Raw genomic sequence first — 17,309 nt, 5'->3', positions numbered from 1 at the left:
GGAAGGGGTGTCCGTCGCCCTCAGCATGTCGCGCCGATCGGTAACAGCCCGATGACAGGCATGCGCCATTCCGCCGACCGGGCGAAAAGGCCACGCTTGTCACAGATTATACGGGCCAGAGGCATTTACATGTGAATGATTCTCCCCACATGAGGCGGGCCGTGATAGTGTCGGCCTGTGCTGAAGGGTTAAGGGATGGATTGGGACAAACTGCGCATCTTCCATGCGGTGGCCGATAAGGGCAGCCTCACGCATGCCGGTGATGTCCTGCATCTGTCGCAATCCGCCGTCAGCCGCCAGATCCGCGCGCTGGAGGAAAGCCTGTCGGTCACGCTTTTTCACCGTCATGCCCGGGGCCTTATCTTGACCGAGCAAGGTGAGCTGCTGTTTGACGCGACCCAAGCCATGGTCAAACGGCTGGAAGCCACCGCCGCGCGCATCCGCGATTCCGAGGATGAGGTGTTCGGTGAATTGCGCGTCACCACCACCACCGGCTTTGGCACGCTTTGGCTCGCACCACGTCTGGCCAATCTTTACAAGAAATACCCCAGCCTCAAGATCGACCTCATGCTCGAAGAGCGTGTGCTGGATCTGCCGATGCGCGAAGCCGATGTCGCCATCCGCATGAAAGAACCCTCACAGGCCGATCTCATCCGCAAGCGGCTGATGAACATCAAGATGCGGCTCTATGCATCCCCGGAATATCTGGCCGAGCATGGGACGCCTGCCACAATGGATGATTTCACCCAGCATCGGCTGATCGCCCAACATGCCGGCGTGCCGCAGGTGGCCGCCGGGGCCTCGCTCGTGCAAGAGTTGATGGCGCATGACATTCCCTCCACGCTGACCGTGAACAACTATTTTGGCGTGTTGCAGGCCGTGCTGAACCATCTCGGGATCGGGGTTTTGCCCGATTACATCACCGAGGACTTCCCACATCTCGTGCGCGTCCTACCCGAAACCGAAAGCGCCGAAGTGCCGGTCTTCCTCGCCTACCCCGAAGAACTGCGCCATTCAAAACGCGTCGCCGCTTTCCGGGAATTTGTGACGGAAGAGATTTTCGCCTATCGCAAGCGGCAACAGGTCGACTGAGTTTCAGGCAGAAGCCATGCGCGCACGGCATAGCGGCCATGCTGCATTAGCAGCATGTTCGGCCTTGCCCCGAATCGAACCCGCCCCTAAATCCACCCGTGAAGCAGGCAGTCGAGTTTTGCTCTTGCTTGCTTCATACCTCCCTGTTGGACTTGGGCCGAGCTTTATGCTCGGCCTTTTTTTTGATTTCACGCAGAGTGCCGTCTCTTTAGTCAAACAAAGGCAGCGGCGACCGCTTAGGCAGCAGAGTAAAAAGCGCTCGCATCTCAAACCCTTGCCTCTTTGTGGTTCCGTCACACTTTCGCGCCTCGCGAAAACTTGCCGCCGCTTCTGGCCCAAATCGGCAAAATCTCACGCATGCCCGCCAAAGGCACCGCGCCCCGCGCAAGGCATGCAACCCGAACGCCCACCGCGTGTTGTGTCTGCATGGCTTCTGACAAGGAAGCGTTTTGAAAATGAAGCGAAAGCAAGGAATGACACCATGACCAAACTTCAGAAACTCCTCGTGACCTCCGCTCTGGGCGCCTTCATCGCCTTTCCGTCGCTCGCACAAGTGACCAGCGACACCACCAACATCACGGCGCAGGTTGGCATCACGGCCAAAGCCGATGGCACCAGCAACCTTGGGTCCGAAGCCGGTCAATCGGCCACCGCCGCCTCCGAGGCTTTCGTGGGCAACCCCGTCATGTCCTCTGATGGCGCGATGTTGGGCACCGTAACGACGGCAGCCTCCAAGGAAGATGGCAGCACCGTTCTTCTGGTCGACCTCGCACAGGAATCCGCCCTTCCGGGCGACAACTTCGAAGTGATGCTGGCCCCCGGTCAGGCATCGACGGGTGAAGTGGTGCTGATCTGGCCTAAGGCAGAGATCCTCGCCGCACTGACCACCCAGATCGAGGCGGATGTCGGCTCGGCCGTCAATCAATAACGCCTGCATCGGCCCCGGCACATTGGTGCCGGGGCCTTTGCCTCTTTCCCTTGCGTCTCCTTTCGCCTAAAGCGCTGACAAAGGATCGCATCGGGGAAACCAGCCATGACCGAACCCGCCATCACGCCAGAGTTGATCGCAAAACACGGGATCAAACCCGATGAATACGCGCGGATCCTCGAAATCATCGGACGTGAGCCGAACTTCACCGAACTCGGCATTTTCTCGGCCATGTGGAACGAACATTGTTCCTACAAATCCTCCAAGAAATGGCTGCGCACGCTGCCCACCACCGGTCCGCAGGTGATCTGCGGCCCCGGTGAAAACGCGGGCGTGGTGGATATCGGTGATGGTCAGGCTGTCATCTTCAAAATGGAAAGCCACAACCACCCCAGCTACATCGAACCGCACCAAGGTGCAGCCACCGGCGTGGGCGGCATCCTGCGCGATGTCTTCACCATGGGTGCAAGGCCCATCGCCGCGATGAACGCGCTGTCCTTTGGCCTGCCCTCGCACCCGAAAACCGCGCATCTGGTCAAGGGCGTGGTGGAAGGTGTGGGCAGCTATGGCAATGCCTTCGGCGTGCCCACCGTGGGCGGCGAAGTGCGCTTCCACAAATCCTACAACGGCAACTGTCTTGTGAATGCCTTTGCCGCCGGCCTCGCCGATGCAGACAAGATCTTCTACTCGGTCGCCTCTGGCGTCGGAATGCCCGTGGTCTATCTTGGCGCGAAAACCGGGCGCGATGGCGTGGGTGGGGCCACCATGGCCTCGGCCGAATTCGACGACACGATCGAGGAAAAGCGCCCCACCGTGCAGGTCGGCGACCCCTTCACCGAAAAGCGCCTGTTGGAAGCCTGCCTCGAGCTGATGCAATCGGGCGCCGTGATCTCGATCCAAGACATGGGGGCCGCTGGCCTCACCTGCTCGGCGGTGGAAATGGGCGACAAGGGCGGCCTCGGCATCAAGCTGCAACTGGCCGATGTGCCGCAGCGCGAAACCAACATGACCGCCTACGAGATGATGCTCTCCGAAAGTCAGGAACGCATGCTGATGGTCCTCAAGCCCGAGCTTGAAGACGTGGCCCGCGCGATTTTCGTCAAATGGGACCTCGATTTCGCCATCGTGGGGGAAACCATCCCAGAAGACCGCTTCCTGATCCTGCATGGCAATGACATCAAGGCCGATCTGCCGCTGTCGAAACTGTCGTCCACCGCACCGGAATACGACCGGCCTTGGGTGGAAACGCCAAAGCCCGCGCCTTTGGCCGCTGTTCCAGCCATCACCCCGCTGGACGCCCTGCGCGCGCTGATCTCGGCACCGTCTTATGCGCATAAGGCGTGGGTCTGGGAACAATATGACAGCCAGGTGGGGGCCGACACCATGGTCACCCCCGGCCTGCCCGCCGGTGTGGTCCGGGTGCACGGCACCACAAAAGCGCTGGCCTTCACCTCTGACGTGACCCCGCGCTACGTCAAGGCCAACCCGTTCGAGGGTGGCAAGCAGGCCGTGGCCGAAGCCTATCGCAACCTCACCGCGATGGGCGCCACGCCACTCGCCACCACCGACAACCTGAACTTTGGCAATCCCGAAAAGCCCGAGATCATGGGCCAGCTGGTCGGCGCGATCAAAGGCATCGGCGCGGCCGTGGCGGCGCTGGATATGCCCATCGTGTCGGGCAACGTCTCGCTTTACAATGAAACCGATGGCTCGGGCATCCTGCCCACCCCCACCATCGGCGCTGTCGGCCTGTTGCCCACATTGGATCACCTGATCCACGGCGCGCCGCAGACCGGGGATCTGGCGGTGCTGATCGGGGCCACCGGCAGCCATCTGGGCCAATCCGCCCTTCTGGCCGAAGCCTTCGGGGTCGAGGCAGGCGATGCGCCCGCCGTTGATCTGGCGGCGGAGAAGCGCCACGGCGATTTCATCCGCGCCCAAGCCAAGACGCTGCGCTGCTGCACCGACCTGTCGGATGGGGGCCTCGCGCTGGCCGCCTTCGAGATGGCCGAAGCCGCCGGGCTTGGGGTCGACCTCGAGACCGCCGACATCGCCGCGCTCTTTGGCGAAGATCAGGCCCGTTACCTCGTGGCCATTGATCCACACCAGCTGCACGGGTTGAAAGGCGCAGGCCATGCCGCCGGGGTTCCGGTCACCGTGGTCGGCCGCTTCGGCGGCGACAGCGTCACCCTCGGCGGCGAGACCTCTCCGCTCGAGACGCTGAGCCAGACCTACCGGACGGCGTTTGAAACCGCGCTTGGCCTTTAGGCCGGGCGCACAAAGCCGCAAAGCTTTCTTGCAGCCGACGCAGCCGCACCCTAGATTTGGCAAAACGTCCACGACAGGAGTTCCTTATGCCCATCGACGCCCGCGATATCGAAGCCCTGATCCGCGCCAGCTTTCCGCAGGCCAAGATCACGGTGCAGGGTGACGATGGTCAGCACTTCGCCGCCGAAGTGGTGGACGAGTCGTTTCGCGGGATGAACCGCGTTCAGCAACAGCGCGCGGTCTATGCCGCGCTCAAAGGCAAGATGGATGGGGCACAGGGTGAATTGCACGCCCTCGCGCTCACCACCCGCGCCCCCGAATAATCAAAGGAACAGGCAGATGAGCGCTCAAGACCAGATCAAGGACACTGTTGAAAAGAACGACGTGGTGCTGTTCATGAAGGGCACCAAGATGATGCCACAATGCGGCTTCTCCAGCCGCGTGGCGGGCGTGCTCAATTACATGGGTGTCGATTTCACCGATGTGAACGTGCTCGCCGATGCCGAAATCCGCCAAGGCATCAAGGATTTCTCCGACTGGCCAACCATCCCGCAGCTTTACGTCAAAGGCGAATTCATCGGCGGCTGTGACATCGTCACCGAAATGACCCTCTCGGGGGAACTGGACGCGCTGTTCGAAGCCAAGGGCGTGACCTTCGACAAGGACGCGGCCAACAAGATCCGCGAAGCCAACGCTTCTTGAGAAGTTTCTTCAAGACTACGGCGTAACGCATTGAAAAGCCCGCGAAATGCGGGCTTTTTCACTCTTGCTCTGTGCAGGTCAGGATCACGTTCTCCTGACCGCCTTCGCGCCACAAAATGGTGGTCTCCGCCCCTTTGTTCCAGACCACATAACTGGCGCCCCCCGAAGGCCAGGCATAGCGCGCGCCAGACGCAGCAGGTTCCTGATACAAGAGGAACTGCCCCCCATCGATCTGGAGCACCGCCACCGAATCTTCCGGACCGCTGACAAAGGTCACCGGCACCTCGACATCGCGGTCGCAGAGCAAGCGCGCGTTGTTCACCACCAAAGGCTCGGCAGCAGCCTGACCCGCCACCAGCCCAAGTACCAAAACAGCTGCGCGCCGCATCATCCTTGCGCCTTCTCTTCGATACGCTCGGCCAAAGCCTCGGCGCGGGCTGCGATCTCGGCCATGGTCTCGAACACCTGCGGCGGGATCACCGGCACTTCCACCTTTTCGGGCGGCGGCACCGCGCGCGCTTGCAATGTGGCGATCTTTTCCTTCATCTGGCGGTTCTCATCCTCCAGCGCCGCCGTCTTGTCCGCCAGCATCAGCCCTGACATCAACAGCATCCGCGCCTCGGGCAGGCGCCCCATTTGCTGCACCAGCGGCTCGGCCTCGGCGTTCAGCATCGCGGCGGCCGCGCGCAGGAAATGCTCTTCCCCGGCCTGACAGGCCACCTGAAACTCGCGCCCCCCGATCGAGACTGTCACATCAGGCATTGCGTGCCACCTCCTTTTTGTCGCCCGCCAAAGGGTCCAGCGCCGCGATCAGCTCGTCCAGCTCGACCGCCTCCGCCGAACGCAGCGCACGCAACGCCTCAAGCTCGGTCAGCATCGCCTTGTTGATCAGATGCGGCTCCACCCGACCTTCGGCCTGTGCTTCCGCCATCAGGCGCAGCTGTTCCAACAGGCCAACGACCGTGCGCTTCAGGCGCTGCATCTCAAGCCCCTGTGTGTCGAGAAGCTTGCGCAACCGCTCGACCTCGGCCTGCTGTCCCGGCGCAGCGGCGCTTTCGGGCCCGCGCAATTCGGCATTCTGCGTCCGCATGGCGCGGATCTGCGCGTGCAATTGTGCGACACGCCCGCGCTCATCATCCAAGGCTTCGTTCAGACGCGCGATTTCGGCTTCGGCCACCCCATCGGCCAAGGTCGCCACGGGTGCCCCAAGTTCGGCAGGCGCGGGCGCCACCGACAGGGATTCCACCCCGTTTCCAATCCGCATCAGCGCCGCGGTGATCCGGCGCTCCAGTTCGGCAATGTTGTCCATGCCCCCTCTTTCCCGGCTGTCCCGGTTTGTGCTGTCCTCTCTTCCTATCAGTGCGAATCGTGAAAGAACAGGTCAAGGCCGATCTTAGCGCAAAGCACCCCCACAGAACGCCCCATATCGCCCACAGCTTGGCCGCTGTGCTTGATCTTGCTGGCCGGGGTGGTAAGGAACCCGGGACACGCATTGATCCAAGTATGAGGAGCCCGGCCTTGGACATCCAGACCCTGCGCGACCGCCACCCCGACCATTGGATGCGCGCCACCGCCATCCGTGCCCTGACGCTGGACGCCGTCGCCGCTGCCAATTCCGGTCACTCCGGTATGCCGATGGGCATGGCCGATGTGGCCACCGTGCTGTTCGCCAATCACCTGAAATTCGACGCCTCCGCCCCGCGCTGGCCCGACCGGGATCGCTTCATCCTGTCAGCAGGCCATGGCTCCATGCTGCTCTACAGCCTGATGTATCTCACAGGCTACGCCGACATGACGCTGGATCAGGTCAAGAACTTCCGCCAGTGGGGCGCCATCACCGCCGGTCATCCGGAATATGGCCATGTCTCGGCGGCGGAAACCACCACCGGCCCGCTGGGCCAAGGCATCTCCAACGCCGTCGGCTTCGCCATGGCCGAAGAATCGCTGCGCGCACGCTGGGGTGCCAAGGTGCAGGATCACTACACCTACGTGATCGCGGGCGATGGCTGCCTGATGGAAGGCGTCAGCCAAGAAGCCATCGGTTTGGCCGGAAAGCTGCAACTGTCGCGCCTCATCGTCCTTTGGGATGACAATGGCATCACCATCGACGGCAAGGTGTCGCTCTCGGATGTCACCGATCAGGCCGCGCGCTTTACCGCCAGCGGCTGGGATGTGTTCAGCTGTGACGGGCACGACCCGGAAGACATTGACCGAGCCATCACCGCCGCCAAGGCCAGCCCGCGTCCGGCGATGATCGCCTGCAAAACCCACATCGCCATCGGCCACGCGGCGCAAGGCACCTCCAAAGGCCATGGCGCGCTCACCGACAAGGCCCAGTTGCAAGCCGCCAAGGATGGGTATGGCTGGCCCGGTGGTCCGTTCGAGGTTCCGGCGGATGTGAAATCCTGGTGGGAAGCCGTCGGCGCGCGCGGCGCGGTCGACCGGGCCGCGTGGGAATCGCGGCTCGAAAGCCTGTCGCTGGCCAAGCAAACCGAATTTGCCCGCATCTTCGCAGGCGACGCCCCCAACAAACTTTCCGCCACCATCCGCGCCGTGAAAAAGCAGGCGGTGGAAGATCTGCCGAAACTCGCCACCCGCGCCGCTTCGGAAAAGGTTCTGGCCGCCGTCAACCCGGTCTGTCAGGAAACCATCGGCGGCTCGGCGGACCTGACGGGCTCGAACAACACCAAGACCGCCGATCTGGGCGTCTTCTCGGCCGAGGATCGCAAGGGCCGCTACGTCTATTACGGCATCCGCGAACATGGCATGGCCGCCGCGATGAACGGTCTGGCCCTGCACGGCGGCGTGCGCGCCTATGGCGGCACCTTCATGTGCTTTACCGATTACGCCCGCCCCTCCATGCGTCTCTCGGCGCTGATGGGCGTGCCGGTCGTTTATGTGATGACGCATGATTCCATCGGTCTGGGCGAAGACGGCCCGACCCACCAGCCGGTCGAGCATCTCGCGATCAGCCGCGCGACGCCCAACACCTATGTGATCCGCCCGGCCGATCTGGTGGAAACCGCCGAGGCATGGGAAATCGCGCTGTCGACCAAGACCACGCCGACGGTTCTGGCCCTGTCGCGGCAGAACCTGCCCGCAGTGCGCAAGACCCACACCAACCAGAACCTTGTGTCGAAAGGCGCCTATGTTCTGGCCGAAGCCACCGGCAAGCGTCAGGTCATCCTGATGGCCACCGGGTCTGAGGTGGAAATCGCGCTGAAAGCCCGTGATCTTCTGGAAGCCGAAGGCATCGGCACCCGCGTCGTCTCCATGCCGTGCCAAGAACTCTTCGCCGAGCAAGACGCCGCCTATCGCCGCAAGGTGCTGCCCCCCGGTGCGGTGCGCGTGGCCATCGAGGCTGGCGTGCGCTTTGGCTGGGACACTTGGCTCTTTGGCGAAGGCGGCAAGCGCGACAAGGCTGATTTCGTCGGCATGCAGGGCTTTGGCGCCTCTGCCCCGGCAGAGCGGCTCTATGCCGAATTCGGCATCACCGCCGAAGCCGCTGCCGCCAAAGCCAAGGCCTTGCTCTGACACAAGGCAGATCCCGAAAATGAACAGGCCCGCCCCTTTCCGGGGGCGGGCCTTTTCTTCTGGCGCGGCTCAAACGGCGTGGGCCGTCAGATGCTCGTGCAGGATCAAAGCTCCCAGCACGATCAGCGCCAACCCACCAAACGCCTCGGCATAGCGGCCAAAGCGCCGCCCCAGATAGCGCCCCATCACCATACCGGTGGTCGACATCACCATGGTCGCGAGCCCAATCGCCACCGCCACCACCAGTATGTTGACATCCAGAAACGCCAGCGACACCCCAACCGCCATCGCATCCAGCGAAGTGCCGACCGCGGTCACAACCAAAGCCACCAGCGAGGCAGAGCCCGCCGAAACGGGGGCTTCGGGCGATCGGCTCAGCGCGGCCCAAGCCATATGCGCCCCCACCGCCCCCAGCAGGCCAAAGGCAATCCAATGGTCAAAAGCCTGCACATATTGGCTGGCCACCACCCCCAGCAGCCAACCGATCAGCGGCGTGATCATTTCCACCACGCCAAACACAACACCCGTGCCAAGCGCGATCTGAAAACTTGGCCTTTGCACAGCCGCCCCGCGACCCAGCGAGGCGATCATCGCGTCAACAGACATGCCAATGGCCAGCACGCCGATGGAAATCGGAGACATGGTCTTATCCTTCTGGGGCGAGAAACCGGACGGATCTGCACTGCCCTTGCCCAAAAAGGGGCTGCACCGTCACGGTCTCGCAGAACCATTTCTGGTCGAACGCACCACGCAGAAGCCTCTGCGATCATGTTGACACGTTCCCACAATCGGTTGTGGTTGCTACTCCCCGATGGGGGGGGCAATAGGCCGCCACTCGCGCCAAGTCAATGATTTTGTTTGACAATAGTTATGACACGCATTCGCAATTTGCGCATCAGCGCGTCCCGCCGCTGCCCGTTTGTCCCGTCTGCGGCAACCCCGTCTCCAGCCCGGCCAAGATCGGGCAATCGGGCCGCGCGTCCCCGGCGCAGGCCCCCACCAGATGCCGCAGCGCCGCCTCCATCGCGCGCAATTCCGCAATCTTCTCCGCGATCCGCGCCAGATGGGCATTGGCCACCGCTTTCACATCTGCCGAGGCGCGGGCGCGGTCCTCATACAGCGCCAGCAGCGTCCGGCAGTCTTCAATGGAAAAGCCAAGCGAGCGCGCACGCGACAGAAAGGTCAGCTTGTGCAAATCGCTCTCGCGAAAGCTGCGATAGCCGTTCGCCGCCCGCAAAGGCCGGATCAGCCCGATCTCTTCATAATAGCGAATGGTCTTGGCAGGCAGGCCCGACCGGTCAGCCACATCCTTGATGTTCATCGCCTCACCCCCTGATAGCCGCGCAACCGCAGCGCATTGCTGACCACAAACACCGAAGACAGCGCCATCGCCGCCGCCGCCAGCATCGGCGAAAGTCCCGGCCCTCCAAAAGGCACCAGCACCCCCGCCGCCACCGGCACCAGCGCCGCATTATAGCCAAAGGCCCACAGCAGGTTCTGCCGGATGTTACGCAAGGTGGCGCGGGCCAGCCCGATGGCATCCACCACCGCCAGCGGATCACCGCGCATCACCACCACATCCCCCGCCTCGATGGCAATGTCGGTGCCGGTGCCCATCGCAATCCCCACCCCAGCGGCGGCCAGCGCAGGCGCGTCATTGATACCATCGCCCACAAAGGCCAAACCATCCCCCGCGTCGCGGATCGCCTCCAGCTTGCCCTCGGGCAGCACCCCGGCCTCGATTCGCCGGATGCCGATCCCGGCCCCCACCGTCTCTGCCGCCGCCTGCGTATCGCCCGAGATCATGCGCACCGTCAGCCCCATGTCCTGCAAGGCTGCCACCGCCCGCGCCGCCTGCGGCTTCAGCGGATCGGCCACGGTGATCAGCCCACTCACCTCTCCGGCCACCGCAACGAACAGCACCGATTGCCCTTGCGTCGCCGCCCGCGCGGCGGCGGCCGCAAGACCCTCTGGCACCGCATCAAACATCCGCGCGGCCCCCACGGCCACCGTTTGCCCGCCTACCTGCGCCACCGCGCCAAACCCCGGCCGCGCGGCAAAGCCGCTTGCCCCCGGCACAGCCACGCCCTGCCGCACGGCTTCGGCCAGCACCGCCTGTGCCAGCGGATGCTCGGACGCCGCCTCCACCGCCGCCGCACGTGCAAGCGTCCCCGGCGCGCCCATGACCTCTACCACGCTCGGACGCCCCATCGTCAAAGTGCCGGTCTTGTCAAAGGCCACCTCGCGCACGCGGGCCAGCTTTTGCATCGCCGCCCCGCGCCGGAACAGTACGCCCAGTTCCGCCGCGCGCCCGCTCCCCACCAGAATCGACACCGGCGTCGCCAACCCCATGGCGCAGGGGCAAGCGATGATCAGCACTGCCACCGCCGCCGCCACCGCCTGCGCAAGCCCCGGCCCAAAGGCCAGCCACAGCGCGAAACTCAAGGCCGAGATCCCCATCACCACCGGCACAAACCACAGCGTCACCCGGTCCACCAAGGCCTGCACCGGCAGCTTGCCGCCCTGCGCCTCGGCGACCATCGCCGTGATCCGCGCCAGCACCGTGCCCGCGCCGACCTGTGCCACCTGCACCCGCAACGCCCCGGTGCCGTTCACCGTGCCCCCCGTCACCGCATCCCCCGGCCCCTTGGCCACCGGCACAGGCTCACCGGTCAGCATTGCCTCATCCACCGCGCTCTGGCCCGCCAGCACCACCCCATCCACCGGCAGCCGCGCGCCGGGGCGGATCTGCACCACCATCCCGGGCAGCAAGGCCGCCACCGGGCGCTCCACCACGGTGCCGCCGTCTTCCACCCATGCCGTCTTGGGCTGCATGCCGACCAGCCGCGCAATCGCCGCCCCCGCCTGCCCGCGCGCCCGCGCCTCCAGCGCGCGCCCCAGCAGGATCAGCGTCACGATCACCGCTGCCGCCTCAAAATACACCGCGCGTGACGCCTCTGGCACCAAGGCAGGCGCAAACAGCACCACGCTCGACCAGCCCCATGCCGCCACGGTGCCCACCGCCACCAGCGCGTTCATGTCCGGCGCGCCCCGCAGCAAGGCAAGCCCCCCCTTGGTCAAAAACAGCCGCCCCGGAAACGCCAGCACCAGCGTGACCAGCACAAACTGCATCGCCCAAAGCCGCTCCATGCCAAAACTGGCGTGCAGCCAATGGTGAAAGGCTGGCAGCAGATGCCCGCCCATCTCGGTCACGAACACGGGCAGCGTCAGCATCCCGGCCACAGCCGCCGCGCGCCACAGCGCCCGCTCTTCGGCCTCGGGGCTTTGCGGCGCGGCCTCGTCCAAGGGCTGGGCGGCAAAGCCCGCCCCGCGCACCGCCGCCGCCAACGCCTGGGCCTGCACGCCATCCTGCACCTGCACCTGCGCCCGGCGCAGCGCCAGATTGGCGCTTGCCGCCACCACCCCGGCCTGCGCCCGCAACACCCGCTCCACCCGTCCCGTGCAAGCGGCACAGGTCATCCCTTCAACCGAAAGGGTGATCTCGGAAACGGGCTTTGGCTCGGCAAGTTCAGACATGGTCGCTCCTTTGTTCGGGATATAGGGCTTCCAGTCACGGGAAGGTCAAGCCCATCAACTTCCCCCTTGACCTTCCCGCCACTGGACTCCCCATATGCTCCCCAACACAGGAGATGCAGATGACCAAACTGTCCGTCCCCGATATGTCCTGCGGCCATTGCAAAGCCTCGGTCGAAGCCGCGCTTGCGCCCCTTGCCACGCATGTCTCGGTCGATCTGGCGACGCGTCAGGTCACGGTGGAAGGCGGCGATCCCGCCCGTCAGATCAGCGCCCTTGCCGCCATCGGCTTTCCCGCACAAATCCTGCCCTAAGCCTCGGCGCCATTTTGCCACGCAAAGGCGAAATCGAAACCGTGATCACTTCCCCTGTTGCGGCTTTTCCACAGCCAGCATATGGCGTCGCCGCAATGTCATGATTTCGTCTTGATGCGGCCCGAAGCCGTGCCAATGCTGAAGCCATGGCAGCACATGGTCAGATGGAGCAAAACATGACCCCGCAGCAGAATTCGACGCCCCAGCAAAGCGGCCAACAGCAGCAAAGTGGTGGCAAGCCCGCACCGCAGCAGCAAGGTGGCACGCCGGTCTTCAAGGACTGGGCCTCGATCTGAAGAACAGATAAAGAACACGCTTGCATAATGCGGGGTCAGCGGTCACGCTGGCCCCGTTTTGACTCTGTGGATGCGCCATGTCCGACCCGGTTTCCTCGATCCCCAACCTTGGCCCTGCCTCCGAAGCGGCCTTTGCCCGCGCAGGCATCCACACCGCGGCCGACCTGCGCGCGATGGGGGCGGATGAAGCCTATCGCCGCCTGCTTCTGTCGGGCACTGCACCGCATTTCATCGGCTATTACGTGCTGGTCATGGGGCTCCAAGGCCGCCCGTGGAACGATTGCAAGGGCGACGAAAAGGTCGCCTTGCGCAAACGCTTTGATGCGATCAAATCCAGCATGATCGGCACAAAGGAAAAGGGCCGCTCCGATCTGGAGGCGGCCCTTCAATTTTTCGGCGTGGTGGAGCGGCGCTAGCCGCTCCCCCCGGTTGGCCTTAGCCAACCAGTTCAAGACCCGAGAAGAAGAACGCGATTTCGCGCGCAGCCGACTCCGGGCTGTCCGACCCGTGAACCGAGTTCTCGCCTTTCGACAGGGCGAAATCCTTGCGCACGGTGCCGTCAGCGGCTTGTGCCGGATCGGTGGCCCCCATCACTTCGCGGTTCTTCGCAATCGCGCCTTCGCCTTCCAGCACCTGCACAACCACCGGCTCCGACGCCATGAACTCGCACAGCTCGCCATAGAAGCCACGCTCGGAATGCTCGGCGTAAAACGCGCCAGCCTGTGCGGCGGTCAGGTGGATGCGCTTGGAGGCCACAACGCGCAGACCGGCTTCTTCGAACTTGGCAACGATTTTGCCGGTCAGGTTGCGCTTGGTTGCGTCGGGCTTGATGATGGAAAGCGTGCGTTCGATGGCCATTTCGGCGTCTCCTGTAATGGGTCAAGGCCTCTGCCTTGCACCCGTTAAATTTCGGCTCGCGTCCCTATCATGGGTCGCGGATGATGAAAAGCCCGCGAAACGCGCGGCTATTTCTTGTCCATATGCTTGCGCAAGCGGCTGGGCGTGTGGAATTTGCGATCCTTGAACGGGTTCTCATTCGCCTGAGAGCGGAAGAACAACCGGATCGGCGTGCCCGGCATGTCGAAATGATCGCGCAAGCCATTGATCAGATAGCGCTTGTAGCTTTCCGCCAACTCATCCGGACGGCTGCATTTGATGACAAAACCCGGCGGGCGCGTCTTCACTTGCGTCATATAGCGCAGCTTGATCCGGTGGCCGCCCGGGGCCGGTGGAGGGTGCGCCTCGGTCATGGCGCCCAGCCACGTGTTCAGCCGGTTGGTGGTGATGCGCTTGTTCCAAGTGTCATGCGCGCGGCGGATGGCATCATGCAGCCGGTCCAGACCCCGCCCGGTTTTGGCCGACACGGTCACCAAGGGCGCGCCGCGCAGCTGTGGCAGCAGGCGGTCGAACATCTCTTTCAGCTCAGCCAGCTTGTCCTGCTTGTCTTCCTCCAGATCCCATTTGTTCACCGCGATCACCACGGCGCGGCCTTCGGACTCCGCATAATCCGCGATCCGCAAGTCCTGAGATTCAAAGGGAATATCCACATCCAGCAGCACGACGACCACTTCGGCAAAGCGCACGGCGCGCAAGCCATCGGCCACCGACAATTTCTCAAGCTTTTCCGTGACTTTCGCGCGCTTTCTCATGCCCGCGGTGTCAAAGATCCGCACCGGCGTGCCCTGCCATTCGGACCGCACCGAAATCGCGTCCCGCGTGATCCCGGCCTCGGGCCCGGTCAGCAAGCGGTCTTCGCCGATGATCTTGTTGATCAGCGTGGACTTGCCCGCATTCGGCCGCCCGATCACCGCAATCTGCAACGGCTTTTTCACCGTGGGCCGGTGCGCGAATTCATCGGCCTCCAGCTCGGCATCTTCTTCCGAGATGTCCACATCTGTCAGCGGCGTGTTCTCGGCCTCGCGCTCGGCAAACTCACCTTCCAGCGGCTTGAGCAGACGGTACAGATCATCCATCCCCTCGCCATGCTCGGCCGACAGGCGCAGCGGCTCGCCCAGACCCAGGCTCCAGGCCTCCAGCGCGCCTTCTTCACCGGCGCGGCCCTCGGCCTTGTTGACGCCCAGAATAACCCGGGCGGCCTTCTTGCGCAGGATATCGGCAAACACCTCGTCAGAGGGGTTCACGCCCGCGCGGCCATCGATCAGGAACAGGCAGATATCCGCCATATCCACCGCGCGCTCGGTCAACCGCCGCATCCGGCCCTGAAGGCTGTCATCGGTGACTTCCTCCAGCCCGGCGGTGTCGATCACCGTAAAGCGCAGGTCGAACAACTTGGCGTCGCCCTCACGCAGATCGCGCGTCACACCCGGCTGGTCATCGACCAAAGCCAGCTTGCGCCCCACAAGGCGGTTGAAAAGCGTCGACTTGCCCACATTGGGGCGGCCCACGATGGCGAGGGTAAAGCTCATGTCTTATACAGGTTCCGCATTCATTCAAGCCGAACCCCATACAGGTCTTTGGCCTTAACGGAAAGCGTGAAGTTGCCCGTTGCCACCCACCACATACAGGGCACCCCCCGCAAGCGCCGGGGCCGAAGCCGCCCCACCGGGAATTTGGGCGCTGCCCACCAGCGCGCCGTTGGTCGGATCAAACATCCGCAACAGCCCGTCGCCCGAGACCACCACCACACGCCCCCCGGCCAGAACCGGGCCGTAATGCGCGGTGATGGCCTTTTGCCGCCGCGGACGGTCATTCTCGAAATAGGGCATGTCGGCCATCCAGATCACCGATCCGGTCGCCGCATCCATCCGCACCAGCCGCGCCTCGTCGTTCACGACAAAGACCGATCCCCCCACCACCAGCGGCGGGTTCATCGCGCCTTCCACAGCCGTCCAGATGCGCTCACCGGTGCCCGCGTCAATCGCCGCGGTGCGGCCCGCGGCGGTGCCCGCATAGATCGTGCCTCCCACGATCACCGGATCACCTGTCACATCCGTCAACCCGGCATAGCCGCGCCCCGGGCGCTGCCCCGTCACCGGTGCACCCCAGACGCGCACGCCGTTCAGCCGCAGGGCCGACACCAGCTCACCGCTCGGAAACGGGAAAATCACGTTGCGGTCGGTTACCGCCGGGGCCGAAGACCCCGCAACCGAAAGCGCATTGGGCAGGCCCGGCACGGTCCACTGCACCTTGCCATTGCGCGCATCCACCGCCCAGCCCGCGCCATCGCGTGTCGACACATAGACGGTGCCGCCATCATAGGCCGGCGCGCCCGACACCGGGCTGGCCAAGCGCTGACGCCAGACCACCGCGCCGCTTGCCGCCTGCAAGGCCACCAACTCGCCATAGCCCGTCGCGACAAACACCATGCCGCCGCCCATGGCCACGCCCCCGCCCGAGACATTGCCGCCCCGGTCGAATTGCGGGGTCAGGTCAGCGCGCCACAGCGTCGCCCCATTGGTGCCGGTGGCCACCACCTGCGCGCGGCTGTCCATCGTCACGATCCGGCCATCTGCCACCACGGGTGCCGCCGTCAAACGGTTCATCCGGCTTGATCCGGCACCGATATTCGCGCTCCACACCCGTTGCGGCGCGGCGGAAAACCGCCCATGCGGCGAAGAATGGCGGGCAGACCCGCCCCGATGCGTCCATTCGGCATTGGCCGCCGCGGCAGGCAAAGAGATCGGCACGCTTTGATTCACCGGGCGCGACGCGGGCGCGACCGGTGCAGGCTGGCCCGCCACCGGAATCGAGGCCTCCAGATCAGCCCGCACAGGAAAGCGTTCGCCCGGAAGAACCAATTCGCGCTCGCACGCCGACAGCAGCATGACAGCGGCCACCGCCGACAGTCCCAAACAGCGCTTCTGTTTCACCACCCGCTCCACTCCCTCGGACCCAAGCCAGCCGCGCCGGATCACCCGGCGTCACCCACGGGGGCGGTTTCGCCCCCCAGTGCCACAATCATCTGTCCTGCACGGCCACGCAAGCCCGCCGGGGCTTGCTGATCTTGCGACAGGGCCTGCAAAGCGGCGATCGCCTCTTCGGTCCGGCCCTCTTCCACCAGCAGATAGGCCAGTTGCTCCAGCGCCAGCGGGCGGAACGGACGGCCCGGCGCCGCCACCGGGTCCAGCGCCGCGCGACGCTCGGCCAGCGGCAGGTCTGCCCCAGCCAAGATCACCCGCCGCACCACCGCCAGATCGCGGTAGCTTTGCGGCTGCGATGCGTCCGCCGCCAATTGCTCCAGCGCAGCAATACTCGCCGCCCGGTCCTCGGTCGGGTCCGATGCCAGCAAAAGCGACAGCACTGCCTGCTGCGCGCCCGAAACCGGCGCCGCCGCCAATGCTTCGCGCCGCTCGGCGGCACCGCCCAGATCCAGCGCATCCAGCACCGCATCGCCAAAGGCTTGCGCCTGTGCGGCATTGCGCGCCTTCGACCATTCGGTCCAGCCGGTGCCCGCCACAACGCCCACCACGATCAGGGCCGGAATCCAGCCATATTTGCGGAAATAGGCATAGAGCCGGTCGCGGCGCACCTCTTCCGTGACTTCCTGGATGAAATTTTCGGGATTGCTCACGTCACTCTGGCTTTCTACAGGCGCATTTCAGTCCGGGGCGGCAGGGCACGCGCCCTTTGGTCAGGCCAGCCCCTCCGGCCCTGTCTTACACGCAAGCACAAGGGCTTGCC

The 17,309-nt window shown here is 64.4% G+C and carries 18 protein-coding genes; 8 read left to right on the top strand and 10 right to left on the bottom strand.

Translation table 11 applies throughout. The features are described from left to right. The first annotated feature begins 195 nt into the window (after positions 1-195). The 5 genes from CUR21_RS01930 (at position 196) to grxD (ending at position 4,990) form a co-directional block, all read left to right on the top strand. The gene (locus tag CUR21_RS01930) at positions 196-1,092 is read left to right on the top strand and encodes a LysR family transcriptional regulator (protein ID WP_100195337.1); all 897 of its coding nucleotides are present in this window, start codon (positions 196-198) and stop codon (positions 1,090-1,092) included. Positions 1,093-1,573: 481 nt separating this feature from the next. Beyond that, positions 1,574-2,020, top strand: coding sequence for a hypothetical protein (locus CUR21_RS01925; protein WP_100195336.1), 447 nt, complete (start codon positions 1,574-1,576; stop codon positions 2,018-2,020). Between the two features lie 105 nt (positions 2,021-2,125). Then, positions 2,126-4,288: a phosphoribosylformylglycinamidine synthase subunit PurL gene (gene purL, locus CUR21_RS01920; RefSeq protein ID WP_100195335.1), complete on the top strand. Its 2,163-nt coding sequence runs from the start codon at positions 2,126-2,128 to the stop codon at positions 4,286-4,288. Positions 4,289-4,374: 86 nt separating this feature from the next. Next, complete coding sequence (locus tag CUR21_RS01915) at positions 4,375-4,611, top strand: BolA/IbaG family iron-sulfur metabolism protein (RefSeq protein ID WP_100195334.1); 237 nt, start codon at positions 4,375-4,377, stop codon at positions 4,609-4,611. Positions 4,612-4,627: 16 nt separating this feature from the next. Further along, positions 4,628-4,990, top strand: coding sequence for a Grx4 family monothiol glutaredoxin (gene grxD, locus CUR21_RS01910; RefSeq protein ID WP_100195333.1), 363 nt, complete (start codon positions 4,628-4,630; stop codon positions 4,988-4,990). A 58-nt stretch (positions 4,991-5,048) separates the two neighbouring features. On the opposite strand, the gene CUR21_RS01905 is transcribed toward grxD, so the two are convergent. From CUR21_RS01905 to CUR21_RS01895, 3 genes are read right to left on the bottom strand one after another with little or no spacing between them, the layout of a single operon-like run. Next, the gene (locus CUR21_RS01905; RefSeq protein ID WP_100195332.1) at positions 5,049-5,381 is read right to left on the bottom strand and encodes an MliC family protein; all 333 of its coding nucleotides are present in this window, start codon (positions 5,379-5,381) and stop codon (positions 5,049-5,051) included. After that, positions 5,378-5,752: a cell division protein ZapA gene (locus CUR21_RS01900; RefSeq protein ID WP_100195331.1), complete on the bottom strand. Its 375-nt coding sequence runs from the start codon at positions 5,750-5,752 to the stop codon at positions 5,378-5,380. Before CUR21_RS01900 ends, CUR21_RS01905 begins: the two co-directional genes overlap by 4 nt. Then, positions 5,745-6,299: a hypothetical protein gene (locus CUR21_RS01895; RefSeq protein WP_100195330.1), complete on the bottom strand. Its 555-nt coding sequence runs from the start codon at positions 6,297-6,299 to the stop codon at positions 5,745-5,747. The genes CUR21_RS01900 and CUR21_RS01895 overlap by 8 nt, the downstream gene beginning before the upstream one ends. Positions 6,300-6,508: 209 nt before the next feature. On the opposite strand from CUR21_RS01895, the gene tkt reads away from it, so the two are divergent. Next, complete coding sequence (gene tkt / locus CUR21_RS01885; RefSeq protein WP_100195328.1) at positions 6,509-8,524, top strand: transketolase; 2,016 nt, start codon at positions 6,509-6,511, stop codon at positions 8,522-8,524. Between the two features lie 69 nt (positions 8,525-8,593). On the opposite strand, the gene CUR21_RS01880 is transcribed toward tkt, so the two are convergent. The 3 genes from CUR21_RS01880 to CUR21_RS01870 form a co-directional block, all read right to left on the bottom strand. Further along, positions 8,594-9,166 carry a manganese efflux pump MntP family protein gene (locus CUR21_RS01880; RefSeq protein ID WP_100195327.1) on the bottom strand — a complete coding sequence of 191 codons (573 nt, stop codon included), beginning with the start codon at positions 9,164-9,166 and terminating at the stop codon, positions 8,594-8,596. Positions 9,167-9,419: 253 nt separating this feature from the next. Beyond that, the gene (cueR, locus tag CUR21_RS01875; protein ID WP_100195326.1) at positions 9,420-9,845 is read right to left on the bottom strand and encodes a Cu(I)-responsive transcriptional regulator; all 426 of its coding nucleotides are present in this window, start codon (positions 9,843-9,845) and stop codon (positions 9,420-9,422) included. After that, entirely contained in the window at positions 9,842-12,061 is a 2,220-nt protein-coding gene (locus tag CUR21_RS01870; protein WP_100195325.1) for a cation-translocating P-type ATPase, read from the bottom strand. Before CUR21_RS01870 ends, cueR begins: the two co-directional genes overlap by 4 nt. A 119-nt stretch (positions 12,062-12,180) precedes the next feature. Between CUR21_RS01870 and CUR21_RS01865 the strand changes: the two genes are divergently transcribed. Together CUR21_RS01865 and CUR21_RS01860 are read left to right on the top strand one after the other, a co-directional pair. Then, complete coding sequence (locus CUR21_RS01865) at positions 12,181-12,372, top strand: heavy-metal-associated domain-containing protein (protein ID WP_100195603.1); 192 nt, start codon at positions 12,181-12,183, stop codon at positions 12,370-12,372. A 373-nt stretch (positions 12,373-12,745) separates the two neighbouring features. Further along, a complete protein-coding gene (locus CUR21_RS01860) occupies positions 12,746-13,084 on the top strand; it encodes a TfoX/Sxy family protein (RefSeq protein ID WP_100195324.1) in 339 nt (112 codons plus the stop codon). Between the two features lie 19 nt (positions 13,085-13,103). Here CUR21_RS01860 and ndk read toward each other — a convergent pair whose 3' ends face one another. The 4 genes from ndk to CUR21_RS01840 all read right to left on the bottom strand — a co-directional run bounded on the left by ndk (position 13,104) and on the right by CUR21_RS01840 (position 17,199). Next, positions 13,104-13,526, bottom strand: a complete 423-nt coding sequence (ndk, locus tag CUR21_RS01855) for a nucleoside-diphosphate kinase (protein WP_100195323.1) — start codon at positions 13,524-13,526, stop codon at positions 13,104-13,106. A 107-nt stretch (positions 13,527-13,633) separates the two neighbouring features. After that, the gene (der, locus tag CUR21_RS01850) at positions 13,634-15,094 is read right to left on the bottom strand and encodes a ribosome biogenesis GTPase Der (RefSeq protein WP_100195322.1); all 1,461 of its coding nucleotides are present in this window, start codon (positions 15,092-15,094) and stop codon (positions 13,634-13,636) included. Positions 15,095-15,148: 54 nt separating this feature from the next. Continuing rightward, a complete protein-coding gene (locus CUR21_RS01845) occupies positions 15,149-16,498 on the bottom strand; it encodes a PQQ-binding-like beta-propeller repeat protein (RefSeq protein ID WP_232622651.1) in 1,350 nt (449 codons plus the stop codon). A 41-nt stretch (positions 16,499-16,539) separates the two neighbouring features. Continuing rightward, the gene (locus CUR21_RS01840) at positions 16,540-17,199 is read right to left on the bottom strand and encodes a hypothetical protein (protein WP_100195321.1); all 660 of its coding nucleotides are present in this window, start codon (positions 17,197-17,199) and stop codon (positions 16,540-16,542) included. Between the last annotated feature and the right edge of the window lie 110 nt (positions 17,200-17,309).

This window comes from Pseudorhodobacter sp. MZDSW-24AT (assembly GCF_002794355.1).
Classification (GTDB): Bacteria; Pseudomonadota; Alphaproteobacteria; order Rhodobacterales; family Rhodobacteraceae; genus Pseudotabrizicola.
This window is presented reverse-complemented; position numbering and strand designations above follow the sequence as displayed.

What these genes read in the sequence shown, in the direction of transcription:
- CUR21_RS01925 (WP_100195336.1), top strand. Translation starts at nt 1,574, where the DNA reads ATGACCAAACTTCAGAAACTCCTCGTGACCTCCGCTCTGGGCGCCTTC.
- purL (WP_100195335.1), top strand. Translation starts at nt 2,126, where the DNA reads ATGACCGAACCCGCCATCACGCCAGAGTTGATCGCAAAACACGGGATC.
- CUR21_RS01865 (WP_100195603.1), top strand. Translation starts at nt 12,181, where the DNA reads ATGACCAAACTGTCCGTCCCCGATATGTCCTGCGGCCATTGCAAAGCC.
- CUR21_RS01895 (WP_100195330.1), bottom strand. Translation starts at nt 6,299, where the DNA reads ATGGACAACATTGCCGAACTGGAGCGCCGGATCACCGCGGCGCTGATG.
- CUR21_RS01870 (WP_100195325.1), bottom strand. Translation starts at nt 12,061, where the DNA reads ATGTCTGAACTTGCCGAGCCAAAGCCCGTTTCCGAGATCACCCTTTCG.
- CUR21_RS01915 (WP_100195334.1), top strand. Translation starts at nt 4,375, where the DNA reads ATGCCCATCGACGCCCGCGATATCGAAGCCCTGATCCGCGCCAGCTTT.
- CUR21_RS01900 (WP_100195331.1), bottom strand. Translation starts at nt 5,752, where the DNA reads ATGCCTGATGTGACAGTCTCGATCGGGGGGCGCGAGTTTCAGGTGGCC.
- CUR21_RS01905 (WP_100195332.1), bottom strand. Translation starts at nt 5,381, where the DNA reads ATGATGCGGCGCGCAGCTGTTTTGGTACTTGGGCTGGTGGCGGGTCAG.
- CUR21_RS01930 (WP_100195337.1), top strand. Translation starts at nt 196, where the DNA reads ATGGATTGGGACAAACTGCGCATCTTCCATGCGGTGGCCGATAAGGGC.
- ndk (WP_100195323.1), bottom strand. Translation starts at nt 13,526, where the DNA reads ATGGCCATCGAACGCACGCTTTCCATCATCAAGCCCGACGCAACCAAG.
- der (WP_100195322.1), bottom strand. Translation starts at nt 15,094, where the DNA reads ATGAGCTTTACCCTCGCCATCGTGGGCCGCCCCAATGTGGGCAAGTCG.
- CUR21_RS01880 (WP_100195327.1), bottom strand. Translation starts at nt 9,166, where the DNA reads ATGTCTCCGATTTCCATCGGCGTGCTGGCCATTGGCATGTCTGTTGAC.
- cueR (WP_100195326.1), bottom strand. Translation starts at nt 9,845, where the DNA reads ATGAACATCAAGGATGTGGCTGACCGGTCGGGCCTGCCTGCCAAGACC.
- grxD (WP_100195333.1), top strand. Translation starts at nt 4,628, where the DNA reads ATGAGCGCTCAAGACCAGATCAAGGACACTGTTGAAAAGAACGACGTG.
- CUR21_RS01860 (WP_100195324.1), top strand. Translation starts at nt 12,746, where the DNA reads ATGTCCGACCCGGTTTCCTCGATCCCCAACCTTGGCCCTGCCTCCGAA.